Raw genomic sequence first — 14069 nt, 5'->3', positions numbered from 1 at the left:
CCCTTCAATTTCAAAGATCAGTTTCTCATGAATGGTTGCAAACCGGATATTTTTGCAGGTGATTAAGAACCAGCAAAGCCCCAGCCTTATGCAGCGGCTCATTCTGCTTCTCACAATGAAACAGCTGAATGCAGGATGGGCAGCCGTCCGAACAACCACAGCTGCTAATGATCTGTTGGGCTTTCTCCAATAGAACCCCGAACTTTTCAGCGACAACCTCGACTATACCCGAACCGCCTCCTGCTTGGCTGTCATAGAAGAACATCCCGGGCATTCCAAATAAGGCAGAGCCAGAATAAAAAGAAGTGTGTTGAAAATCGGCCATACTGCACCTTACAACAGCCGGTATCGCCGAAGCTATGGCATGTTCAACGGCATGAAGGCTTCCCTCAACCAAGTTCTCCAAGTCAATGGATTCGCAATTCTGCACATCCTTGAGCAGACCCTTAAGTTCATCCCTTCCTTGGTGGTCCCACATCAGCCAAAATGCCTCTGTTTGGAAACTGACAGGATATGTGTTTGTTAATTGCACAGTTTCGGGAGGCGTTGCGCCGTGATTGTAGATTTTTTTGTAGCCAAATGTACTTCGTTTTACGATGATGCTTCCAAGATTGGATTTGATCGCCGCGTCACTTCTCAGTGGATTGGTTATGTCATGGATTTCAATGCTATCGCGAACAATTCCGCGGGTATGATAATCCGTTCTTACCGGCTCCACAACCACTTTGCGTTGCTTACCGTTGACCCACTTGACCTTATAGAAGGTACGATTGTCAGGTCCCAGAAATACTGCATCCACGTGATAATCTCTTATTAAGGAACGCTCATCTACACTTTGAAACAAGATGTCCTCATTCCAGCCGTTCTTGGTTACAACCGTATAAGTAGCCCCCATTGTAAACAAAGTTTGATATCTTGGCGTTTCACCATGATAGAGGAGTTTTCCTTCGATCTGCTGCCACTGGTCGCTTGCTTCCGCAACCACTTTGCGAAGCGCCGAAGAGCGAACATAATTCATAGCATTGGTCAACGTTCCTCCCAGTTCGTGAGCTGCGTATGCGAGATGCTCCTTTAATAGCTTGGGATTCGTTGTATTAATCGCTGCTGATTCAGGCGGGAGCTTAAAGAATTCTTCAGGATTGCGGGCAAAGTATTGCTGCAATGGCTCTTCCTGAAGCATCATAATCACCACACCGTCTCTGCTGCGTCCCACTCGTCCAGCCTGCTGCCAAAAGGAAGCCTGGGAGCCAGGGTATCCGAGTAAGATACATACATCCAGACACTTCACATCAATTCCGACCTCTAGGGCGCTAGTAGTGACCACTCCAAGGATCTCGCCTTGCTCAAGTTTTTGTATGGTTCGTTCTTTAACTTCTTGCGTGAGGTATGCATGGTACGGCAGAAAAAACTCATGTGGTTCGTCTGCCGAAAGCCCGCCATGATCATGAAGGTGGCTGCGCAGTATCATGTTTATTTCACGACTTAAAAGCTGGGCTTGCTGGCGGTTGCTTGTGAAAATGATACTTCTCGGCCATCTTCCATCCTTGTAGATCGTGCGCAGAATTTCATAGAGATCGGAAACAACAGCCCTTTTCTTCTGCTCATCGTCTGATAAGCCCGGATTCCACATCAAAATCGCTTTCTTCTTTACTGGCGCTTGTACACCCGATATTTCATGAAATCCTTTCAGTCCACGCATTCCTGTTAATTCTTCAGCTAGATACTTTGGATTAGCAATGGTAGCCGAGCAGGCAATAAACTGGACGTTTTTATTCCCCAACCTGTCACATAACATTCTTAATCTGCGAAGGACCAAAGAAACCTTTGAACCTAACAAGCCTGAGTATTGATGCAGCTCATCAATGACGACAAACCGAAGATTTTGCAGAAAGCGCAACAGCCCAGGGCCTTTTCCCTTAGGCGAACCTGCACCTTGAAGAATTAAATGCAGATAGTGTACGTTGGTCAGCCAATAGCGCCCCTCAGAGAACACGAAGCTAGATGCCTGATCTTTTCTCATATGCTCTGGAACGTTACGTTGCCCGTGGAGAACCCCAACGGATAATTGCTGTCCATTAACAGAGAATCGAGAAAATCCATTAAGCGAGATTTGATTCCCCTGCTCTTCTACATCATCAGCCCATTTTTTCAAGTGAGCGTACTGGTCCTCGACTAATGCCTTGAACGGGGCCAAATAAAGCGCACAGGCATTCGGATCAGCAACCAATTTTTCGATGATGGGAACATTGTACGCCAATGATTTTCCAGATGCGGTTTTCGTGCAGAGAACGACATTTCTGCCTTCACGGATGTTCTGTATAGCTTCCCCTTGATGCTCATACAGTTTATTAATCCCCAGAGAATGAAGCTTCCGCTGCAGCCAACTGGGCATAAGGATTTGGTCAGCATAAGCGCCTTGGTTGGCGTCAATTTGATGCACGTGGACGTCACTTCGAATACGAGTTCCGAGTTCGAGCAAATTCTGAACGAGATTTTCACTATCGAATGTTTGTTGTACGGGAAGTCTGCGGTCTATGAGCAATTCCATTTCTTCCGGTGTCAGCATGTCGTCCAAGATTGAATGTCTATCATGTGAACAATAAACGCCGGATGGTTTGTTTATATAGGACTCCGTATCGGGTTCAAGGGAGCGCCATTCTGAAACTCGAATCCCGTTTGCCCGTTGATGGATCTTACGGTAATAGCCCTTTGGATCCGCCTTATAGCTGATTTGAATGAAGTCCCCGTAAGGTCTTTGGCCTCCGCAAGCGGAACAGATTACAGGCATTCTTAATCGATCCCTTCTATCAAAATCTTCAGCAGCATTTTGGCTCCAGGTTTGAACAATTCAATATTCCCTTTACCTGGGAGCTGCACGCAGCTAGGACATCCTTCGGCACAAGGGCAGCTCTCAATAAGTTCAAGAGCCTTTCGAAGCACTTGCGGAAGTTTCTCATAGATCGCTTCGATGGTCCCGAGACCGGACCCGTTCTCGCCATAGAAGCCGATAACAGGTCTATTGGCAAAAGCCGTCATCCCGCTCGCCGAAAACCCTGTAAAATCATTAGCGTCGCAGATAATGAGGTCAGGAATAACCGAAGTCATAGCGTGACCTGCAGCGTGAAGGGAAGCTTCAGCCAATAAGTCGATGGATCTGCCCTCATCCGCTAACTCCTGAATGCCATTTTTCAATTGGCTCCATTGAGAATCCGTTAAAGTAACCCACATTCCTTCGGGAGTAAATCGGGTGACGGACGGATGGTCCAATTGAACCTGCTCCGATTCATGCTTCTGTCCGAAGTAAACTTTTTTATAACCGAAGACGCTCCGCTTGATCTCCAGTTCACCATAGGCCATATCGATTCCTTCGATATTTTGCTTCTGATAAGTCTGCATAATATCGATGGCATCACGATAAGTAGATTGGGTGTAATAAGTTAGTTCTTGAATGGGCAATACAATAATTTCACCTTTTCTGCGATTGATAGAGTCTACTCGATAGCCTTTCTCTCCAGGAGTCCAATAGATCGCGCCTTCATAAAAATCACGAAGAGCACTCCACTCATCCAAACTGTCAACTATCGTTTGATCCTGTCCACGAATAGTGACGCTGTAGTTTTGCCCGGAGATGGATCGAAGGCTAAACTTTTTATCAACGACTTCTTCCTGATTTTCAGATGCGGCAACCTGCAATACAGTCTCAATATAGTCTTCGAGTACTCCAGGGAACATGTTCTGCAAGTCTTCCTTCGTAACTTCTCTCCCCAGCTCTTCTCTCATTAGAGGAATATGCAAAGCCAACAACTTGTAATTTGTTGGATTAATTCTAACTACTTCGGGAGCCTTATGAATAAATTCAAGTGGGTTTCGCATGTAATACTGCTGAAGCGGTTCGTCTTGCAAGATCAATACGGCGACTCCCTCGCCTTTGCGGCCTACGCGCCCAATCTGTTGGGAGAATGCCGCTTTCGATCCGGGATAACCAACAAGAACGGCAAGACTTAAATCACCAATATCAATCCCGACTTCAAGGGCATTGGTCGTAATAATGACATGAATATCGTGGGACTTGAGCCGCTCAATAATCCTTTTCCGGGTATCATTCGGTAGGATTCCAGTATAAAAAGCCGCGAGTTTTTCTCCATCCACTTTCTCTTTAGGTAACCGGAGAGGCTGGCGCAATACGTCTTTGATGTAGCGGGTAAAGACCATCGTCTGGCTGCGAGAAGGCTGAAAAATGATACTCTTAATCACCTTCTGATCCACAGTCATAATTTGTTTCGCCATCGTAATGGCATCGGTAGAAGGCGCGCGGCGGACTTGTTCGTCGGCTGACATGCCAGGATTCCAGAGGACGATCCCCTTTTTCTGATGGGCGGAACCATCTGTATTGATGAGGGTGAATCCGCTAAGACCTGTAAGATCCTCTGCTAATCTAATAGGATTTTCAATCGTTGCTGAGCTCGTAATAATCTGGATGTTGTGAGTATTACCAAGTTCTCGACAAACCTTAAGCAGGCGTCTGAGTACCAATGCGACATGACTTCCGAATGTACCTCGGTACATATGCATCTCATCAAGCACTATAAATTTGAGGTTCCGCAGATAATTTCGAATGTGGTGTGCGGTCGCGTACTTCACCTTCTGAACTTGCCCGAGAATGGAGTAATGAATCATATCCGGATTCGTCATCCATACCTGTGCTTTTTCCATGATTCGCTGCCGCGGCCCATTCTCGGTATCACCATCCAGCCGGCCGATATGAATCAGGCGATCTCCTAAGTGCAATTGAGTTTCAAACCACTCATCCAAGGAAGAATTATTCTCCGTTCGTTGCATGCCAAAACGTTTAATTTGATCCAACTGATCATTTGCTAACGCTTTTGTTGGAAATATGTATAATCCACGTTCTTCAGGATGGTTATATAAACGACTAAGAATCGGCAGGTTATAGGACAACGTCTTTCCGGATGATGTTGAAGTGACCAAGACAACATTCGACCCAGAATGGACTGCATCGGCTGTTTGTGCTTGGTGAGAATATAACTGCGTAATTCCCATTCGATGTAAGGCGTCCTTGATGGGCTCTGGCGTTGATTCAGGAATATCCGCAAAAGTAGCTTCTTTCGCAGGAAGTGTATGAACATAAATCTCGGCAACTTCTTCCTCGGCCAACTTCTTCAGCTTATCCAGTACATCATCGGATGAAAACTCATGACTTACTACGCCGGGAATTCGGTTATCTTCACATAGAATAAATTCTTCTTTCTCTAAAGGAACGAAAGCAAAACAAGAAGGGCAGTAAATTCCCTCTTCGTATCCTCGGAGGTTTTCAATTACAGGAGTCCAGTCTGAGCATTTGATCCCGGTTGGCGAATATTCTAGGAGCCGTTGCTCCCCGACTTGACTGATCTTATTAGAAATTTGAATCGCCTTCAGCATACTCGTGCATTCGGAACATTTCAGAAATGCCATTCCTAATCCCTCCATCGCTAATGTCTGCTGATCATATTAGAACATACTGATTAGACAACATGTTGTCATAGAATATACGTTCTCATGGAATAAAACCCCCTTGCTGCTAATTCGACAATATAGGCAATAAGTCCTGTAACAATGCGAAAAACCCAAACAAAGCAATAAATCACCGCTTTATTTGGGTAAATTGTATTGTATTTAGTAATCAATCACGATACCTGCGCATGAGGGATCTCACTCTGATCAGCTTCTTCTACTCCCATCATCATTTTATAATGTGCATGATGATTTGTAACTTTGAATATTTTTTCAAATATATTAAGGTACCTAGCATTTGTATCTAATGGATGTTCAATATACAAATCATCACTTGCAAAGTGTGACCCGTCATTCGCCCAGGATAAAAGCGATTTACATATTACCTTTTCCTCTTCATCGAATTTATTCAGTATATCATCTTCACTAAAATTACCAAATACTTTAAAATAATTTTCTATAATTCTACGAATCAAGTTTTGAACCGTTGTTGAAGAACTACTCTGTGTTGCAGATCTAAGTTCTTGCCACATTAACTCATATGAAGTTTTTATTGGATTTGTATCATAGGATTGAGCCTCAGTAACTTTATTAACTTTTCTTATAATCCAGAATGTTTCATCATGTAATTTTCCGCCTTTTGTACGCTTTTTATTAAAAGTTACTTCTTTGTGGAAATATACATTATGGGTTAAAACAAATAATTGAACAATATTATTTTGATTGTTCCTGATATCATCAATAAGTTTTAAAATAAGATTGCTAACGATAAATAATACATTGCTATCCAAACTAGAAATAGGGTCATCAATTACAACGACTTTATTCTCTGTAATAAGATCTCTGTTATTACTTCCATTCAACAAATGCATAAAATATAAAAACGTTACGAATGTCTTTTCACCTTCACTCAACGTCTGATTCACATCTTCTCCAGTGGATCGTACCAAGCGATAATTTCCCTGGTTTTGTGTATGCGCAAACTTAAAATTTGTAAAATTATACGCTTTTAACAGACGATTCATTTCATTAACGGATGGAATTACACTAGTGATTTGAGCCTCTAAACCCTCGATTTCTGAAATCAATCTGTTTTTCTCAGATGTTTTTGATGTGATCCCATCTTTTATCCCTGTAATCGCATTCTTAATATTAAATTCTTTGCGTACATATTTTTCGTGATTATGCAGATTTTCATTTGCAATGAATCTCCATATTTGATCCTTAAGAAGCTGTTCTTCATGGGCTCGGTTATCAACCAACCTGTTATGTCCAAGGATTTCCTGATTAACCCTCTCAATTTCTAAATTGATACTTTTTACAAATTCGTCAACAGGAACTAATGCAATTTTCTTACTTGGTTCTTTTTGTTTTTGTTCAATTAATTCGAGATTGATTTCGTTTTTCGATCTTATTATTTCTAACTGTTGATTTATTCTCTCTTTATCGATATATGGTACTTCTTTTTCCATTAGATCCTGGATCGAAGTCTCAAGATTATCATAGGATTCCATGTATAGTTTAACACAATTTGCCAATTCCTTCATTTCATTTTCATAGGTTTCATTAAAGTACTCTTCCAATTTATTCAAAAAACCATCCGGCAATGACTGTTGACAAAAAGGGCATTTACCTTCCGACTTATGTATATGATCATATCCTCTTTTTACCCAATCGCTTATAGCCAGTCTAGAAATGAGAGCGGCGATATCGACCTCCTGCTTACCAACAATTTGTTTTTGGAATATTCGACTTGAACAAGCAACGTTTAGATCGTCATTCTTTATTGTTTGCAACGTTTGAATTTTCACTAAACTTCCATTAAATAATTTATTTGAACGAGCACGTAAATCCTCTAAATCACATAACTTATTTTCAAGTGAATGCGACTGTTTACATTTATTCATAAAGTTTATTTTATTATTTCGAACACCTGAAAAAGCTTGCAAAAACTCGTTATCATATTTTCTTTTCAATTCCCAGCAATCTTCTATAAATTCATTTTCATTCGCGTTATATTCCTCTTCTTTATTGGACAAGTTAGTACGCAATCTACGAATCTCTTCGTCTAATTTATCAACAAGCCTCTTCTTTTCAGCAATTTCATTTTTTATTTCAGTTGACTCCTTACCTAATGTGAATATACCCTTTATGTTCGAATCCTGATGGAAATTTTCCTCGACGAATTTCTGGTTATATACCAATGTTTTTAATGGTTGTGATGCCCAATCAATATTACAATCCGGGAAGTTCTCAATATTTTTCATAGCATTTGATAATGATGTTTTCCCACTTCCATTGGAACCGTAGAAAAAATTAATTTTCTTTAATCCACTAAAGACAACACCTGTACTATCATAAGTTGCTATCTTCTTAATGGAAATTTCTTTAATCATTACTTCTTCACCCCGAAAATGTTAATTTAAAAAAGACGTAACTAAAATAGATGTCCATTTTAGTTACGCCCAGATGCAAATAATTAAATTAGTAGTAGTATCTACAATCCGTAAAAACTAAGCCCCAACAACCTCAGCGTTCTTATTAATCGTATCAATAACACCGATAATTGCTCGTGCATCGTCCAGATTATTACTGAACAGTTCCGTTATGCTGCCAACCGAGCGGAACGGCTCCTCTTGGAGTACGGATTTTTCAATGATACCGTTTTTAACTACATATTCGATAATCAACTTTACAAACCGTAATTGACTGACATTCAAACGGTTTTCTTGTAGAAAAACCATAAAGGCTTCATTCGCGGCCTCCTGATCAAGCCCTACGACCGTCCGTACAAGCTTCGTTACCGGTAAGTCTTTATATTCCCGCTCGTAATCTGCTTTGGTTCCGAGTTCTGCCCATAGAATATGTTCAAGCGTCTCCAGGTCTTGTTTCGTGATCGGTTTGTTGTTGCGTAATTTATAGATAGCTATTTGATCCTTGTTAGTTTGTAAATATTGGTTGACCTTTTTGCGGTAATTTTGCAGGTCATTGGTGTTATAGAAGCCTCTACTTTCCTCTACAGCAAGCCATTCATCTTTGAAATTCGTATAATATATTTGCTGTGTTTCCCGTTCGAGGAACTTAATCAGTTCCCGTAAAGCTTCACGTACTTTCTCCATTTGGAAGATGTCCGCTTCTTCCCAGAACTCTGCCGTCAAGACCTTCTCTATGACATGTCGCTGTGCGACGATTTGAGGAATCGTACCCAACTTGGAGAGTTTTTCTGCCGTCTCCATGACTTTGCGAATTGGCTTCACCGATTGTGTTCCCTGAAGCTTAGCCAATTCGATGATCAGCATCATATAGTCAAACCGCTTTGCTAATTCGTCATGGTCTAAAGAAACGACAAGAGGAGCTATATACTCCTTCAAATCCCCCATATCGGTATCGGTCAAGGAGCGCCATGCAACGTCTTGTTTATATTTATGGACATACTGGATATGCTGCCTGATGCGAAAATGTTCTTCATTCAACGCGTTCACGCTATCCTTTAACAATTTCACCATTTCCGTGCGATGTGCGATATACTCAGGCTCCTGATAACGCAGTTGTTGAAGTTCACGTACAATCTGCGTACGGACATTGAACAATTTTTCCGATAAAGTCTCGACAATATCGGTATCCTTCCCTTTTGGATTTACTCGGAAAAACTCAAAGTTACGGCAGAAATCAAAGATCAAGAATTCCTTCTTGTCCTCACCAATACCATGCAGATCTTTACACAACCGTGTCCCTCGGCCCACCATCTGCCAAAACTTCGACTTCGAGCGAACTTTCTTGAAGAATACCAGATTGACAACCTCAGGGATGTCTACGCCTGTATCGAGCATATCAACGGAAACAGCAATTTGAGGAAGCTTGTTCCAAATGGAAAAATCATCAATCAGAGATTGATAATAATTCGTTTTGATATCAATAACCCGTGCAAAATGCCCCTTTAATTCAGGATACAGGCTATCGAACCGCTCTACAATTGCAACTGCATGCCGATGGTTTTTGGCAAATATGATGGTCTTGCCCAGCTTATCTCCGCCTTCTACCTTCAAGCCCCGCTCCATAACAAACTGCAGCACACGGTCTATCGTATCCTGGTTAAACAACCATTCGTTAATCGCTGCACTATCAATATCCCGCGGCTCCTCTTCTTCATCCTCCAGCAACACTTCTTCGTATTGCTCTTTTTCCTCTTCGGACAGATCATCGTAGCGGATGCCGTCGTCCATGATCTTGGTTGTTGTTTCCACGGTACGGTAATCCACCAAATATCCTTCCTTGACTGCTTGCTCTAGTTCATAGGCAAAGGTTGGAACACCATTTTCCAGACGGAACACGTCATATGTGTTTTTGTCGACTTCATCTTTAGGAGTTGCCGTCAAGCCCAGCAGGATAGCATCAAAATAATCGAATATGGCCTTATATTTCTTATAGACGCTTCGATGCGATTCATCAAGGATGATCAAGTCAAAATGACCAACCGTAAACAGCTTTTTGCCGTCCTTCCGCTTGGCCTCGTCGATGGCATTCATCATCGTCGGGTAAGTGGAAAAAACAATTCTTGCCGTCTCCGGATTGTCCTTGCTGTCAAGCAGGTTGCACAGTGTCATGTCGGGCAAATACTGGCTGAAGCTGTTTTTGGCTTGGCGAACAAGCGTTGTACGATCCGCAAGAAACAGCACATTCTTAACCCAGTTATATCGGCTCAGCACATCAACAATGGCGCTCGCAGTGCGTGTTTTACCGCTTCCGGTCGCCATGACAAGCAAAGCGGTCCGCTGTCCTTTATTTAATGCATCACAAACCGAAAGGACTGCTTCATGCTGATAAGGGCGATTTACAATGGAGTTGTTGATTTGTACTTTCTGCAACGGTTTACGGATCGAGCGCCGGTTGACGAGCAACTGCAGCTCATCCTGACTGGCGAAACCAGATACTTGCCGACTGGCATAGTGAAGATCATCCCAGAAATTTATTACAAATCCATTGGTATAATAAATCAACGGACGCTGTCCATACCGCTGCTCCAAACAATCCGCATAGAGCTTCGCTTGCTGCTTGCCCACATTGGGATCTGCGCTGGTCCTTTTCGCTTCCACGACGGCAAGCGGCTTCCCGTTCTCACCCAATAACACGTAATCGACATAACCGATCCCTTGACCGTTTGGCATGCCTTGTACTTCAAACTCTTCCAGTACATTTTTCTGGAATGTCCATCCGGCCAGCTTAAGCTCGAGATCGATGTAACGTTTGCGAGTCTCGAACTCGCTGATTTTATCCGGAACAAAGTTGTACTCCTGCGTGTTCTGCGCCTTGCGCTCGGTCAGCAGCTTCCGAAGCTCTTCATTTTCTTTGATCAGATCTTCCAGCTTACGGTCTTTTGAACCTAATCGGTCGTATAAATCCTGCAGCTCCTGAGGCCTAACTTTTTCTTGTTGTTTGTTCTCTTCCAATAAGAGTTGTTCGTCAAAACTTCTGGCCGTATACTCGACCGAATAACAATAATCGATCCAGCTGATGAAGTTAAACAGGTTGCGAAGAGACAGAATCGCCTCGCCACGGCTGATCGTTGCATTGGAATGCACGGCGACATTTCCTAGCTTCGTAATATATTTCAACTGTGGTAGCATGGACTGATCGATTACGCGGAGAAAAGTTACATCGTGAATCAAGCTTGACAGATTGTCTTGATAAGGGACCTTCAAGTCGCTATCGTAGGTAAACAGCCATTTGACAGCAAGCTCTAAAGCACGTCGGCTGAGGATAGCGCTGGTCGCGGGACTGACGACCAACGCCTTTTCCGCCTCTATACATGCACCTGCAAAGCTGGCATAGGTTTTATTTTCTCTGAGAAATCCAAAATTCGTTAGCTGCACATCGCCCATCTAGACCGTTACACCATCCTTCACTATCAATTCGCCCTTGAAAGCTTTTTGAAGTAGTGCCTGGAAGTTGGATTCTAGTTGTTGGAGTTGGAATTTCATTTTTCTTTTAGAATTTAATATATTAGTAACTTTATTACAAAAATCATTTTGTAAATACAAAGGTGGACAAGGACACTCGAAGGATTGTAATTGAGACTTATTTACTTTAGGTATATTCGTTCTTGTACTTAATCCTTCAACATGGTTCAAAAATCGTTTTGACCGAAGCATATATGCGAAGAATGTCCGATTAGTTTTGCTTGTGTCAACAAAAATTGGGTATGAATCTGCGCTACATAATCCAGAGAATTCCGGAATTGCTACCTTATTTAAATAAGGTCTAATTTTACTATATATAATGTGTTTTTCGTTAAAAATATATTTGCCGCTGGATAGTTGCTGTTCTTTCACTAGCTTAAAATTTACTAATTCACCTGTATCTTTCTCAATATTTTCAATCCCAATATGTGGATATTCACTATAATATTCGAAATCCGTCGTCATTGTTGTGTCAATCTTCGCGAAATATGAGAAAGGTTTAATCGGCCATCCATATTGATTTTCAATTGGATCACCAAACATATCCAAAAACACAGCTTGAACCAATTCATCAAGTTTGGCTATTGCTTGTTTGCGTTTATCAACTAAGGTTTGGGCTTTATCTAATATTTTGACAATATGTTCTTGTTTCTCGATCATAGGAATAGAAATACTATTGTTTCTTAAGTAATTATCTAACTTCAAATTAATAATTCCTGTAGTCTGATTCTGAAATTTCAAAACCGCCTTACACTTATATAGAAAAAATAAAAAATAGAATAGAAATTTTGGATTAACAAGACCAGTATTTGGACGTAATACTGCTGTGAAATTATTACAAAGATATGCACTAGTGTTATCATGAATATCGAAATAAACGACCCTACCAACAGGTTGATCCACACTGCCGCCTGATTTCTCAATAATTATATCGCCATATCTTAACTTTTTAGCTTCCACTTTTTTTTCATTAATACTTCGCTTAACAACTCCTTTACCAAGATCTATCCTTCCATTATTGGTGAAATTTGTTGTCCGTAAAACAAAGACATCTTGCTTACCACTAGGTTCATTACCCCACTCACCACTTATTACACTATCTAGAAGATCAATCACCTGATATTCCTTCACCTCAACAACGCCTCCAGTTCCGCAAGCCCTTCAACAATTTCATCCTCTAGCTGCTTGATCGAAGCCAGTATAACCTTCGGGTCCTCGTACTGAACTTCCTCATACTCTGTCTCTTTGTAGCGATTAATGCTGAGGTCATAGGCATTGGAGCGAATCTCGTCGACCGGAACCAGGAACGATTTCTCCGTACGCTTACGACCTTTCTCTGCTTCCCAATTGCCAAACCGCTCCAGAATGTCGGGTATATCATTCGCCTCAATGGGATTCCGCTTGTCGTCAAGCGAATAACCGTCCGCCTTCATGTCATAGAACCAAACGTGATCCGTTCCGCCTGCACCTGTTTTGGTGAAGATTATAATGGCTGTCGATACCCCAGCATACGGCTTGAATACTCCGCTTGGCATCGAAATAACCGCTTCCAGCTTGTGATTCTCGACGATTTCCTTACGAATGTCTTTATGAGCTTTGCTGTTACCGAATAGAACACCATCCGGTACGATGGAGGCGCAGCGCCCGCCCACCTTGAGCATCCGCAGGAACAGGGCAAGGAACAAAAGCTCCGTTTTCTTCGTGCGAGTCACACGCAGCAGATCTGCTGCTACTGAATCTGCATCAAGCGATCCTTTAAACGGCGGATTGGCTAAGATTAGTGTATATTTGTCCTTGTCGGTATTGTTTTCATTCAAGGAATCACGGTATTCGATATTCGGGTTATCCACTCCATGAAGCAGCATATTCATAGCACCGATACGAAGCATCGTACGGTCCATATCGAAACCATAAAACATATGATTGTTGAAATGCTCCTTCAAACCCTGAATCAGAAATAGATCGGCATGATGGTCACGCAAATATTCACCTGCAGCAACCAGAAAACCCGCCGATCCTGCAGCCGGGTCACAAATGATATCTTCCGGAGTCGGCTTCATCAAAGCAACCATCATATCGATAATGTGTCTTGGCGTACGGAATTGGCCGTTCGTTCCAGCTGTAGCTACCTTGGATAATAGATACTCATATAAATCCCCTTTGGTATCCCTATCCTTCATATCAATCGTATCAATGCCCTCGACAATGCGTACAAGCATATTGGGAGTCGGAATCATAAAGATGGCATCGCCCATATATTTGGCATAGGCTGAATCCTTGTCTCCATGAAGTGACTTAATGAACGGAAATACTTCGTTGGAAACAACATCATACATACGCTGCGGATCAAGATTCTTAAAGTGATTCCAACGCAAATACTGCTTATCGCTTGGAAATAGTCCAGTAAACGGTACCGACAGCAGCATGGACTCATTTTCCTTACGTGTCTCCGCTTCATCCAGACCTTTAATGAACAACAAATATGTAAACTGTTCGATTACGCTTAAAGGATTGGTAATGCCGCCGGTCCAGAATGTCTCCCAAATCCGGTCTACTTTTTGCCTTAATTCACCTGTAATCATAACGTTCTCCTCTGTA

6 protein-coding genes are annotated in these 14069 nt (G+C 42.0%); all 6 read right to left on the bottom strand.

Annotated features, from left to right (window positions below; genetic code table 11):
• Positions 1-25: 25 nt before the first annotated feature.
• On the bottom strand, positions 26-2566 hold the full coding sequence (locus ACZ439_RS20860; RefSeq protein ID WP_464621151.1) for a DEAD/DEAH box helicase: 2541 nt from the start codon (positions 2564-2566) through the stop codon (positions 26-28).
• Positions 2567-2790: 224 nt separating this feature from the next.
• Positions 2791-5475, bottom strand: coding sequence for a DEAD/DEAH box helicase (locus tag ACZ439_RS20855; protein WP_464620113.1), 2685 nt, complete (start codon positions 5473-5475; stop codon positions 2791-2793).
• A gap of 212 nt (positions 5476-5687) precedes the next feature.
• Entirely contained in the window at positions 5688-7910 is a 2223-nt protein-coding gene (locus tag ACZ439_RS20850; protein ID WP_464620112.1) for an AAA family ATPase, read from the bottom strand.
• Between the two features lie 117 nt (positions 7911-8027).
• A complete protein-coding gene (locus tag ACZ439_RS20845) occupies positions 8028-11393 on the bottom strand; it encodes a DEAD/DEAH box helicase family protein (RefSeq protein ID WP_464620111.1) in 3366 nt (1121 codons plus the stop codon).
• A complete protein-coding gene (locus ACZ439_RS20840; RefSeq protein WP_150959875.1) occupies positions 11394-12602 on the bottom strand; it encodes a restriction endonuclease subunit S in 1209 nt (402 codons plus the stop codon). It lies immediately after the preceding gene.
• Positions 12599-14053 carry a type I restriction-modification system subunit M gene (locus ACZ439_RS20835; RefSeq protein ID WP_054797313.1) on the bottom strand — a complete coding sequence of 485 codons (1455 nt, stop codon included), beginning with the start codon at positions 14051-14053 and terminating at the stop codon, positions 12599-12601. Before ACZ439_RS20835 ends, ACZ439_RS20840 begins: the two co-directional genes overlap by 4 nt.
• Positions 14054-14069: the final 16 nt, after the last annotated feature.

The organism is Paenibacillus sp. JCM 9796 (assembly GCF_055379675.1).
This window is presented reverse-complemented; position numbering and strand designations above follow the sequence as displayed.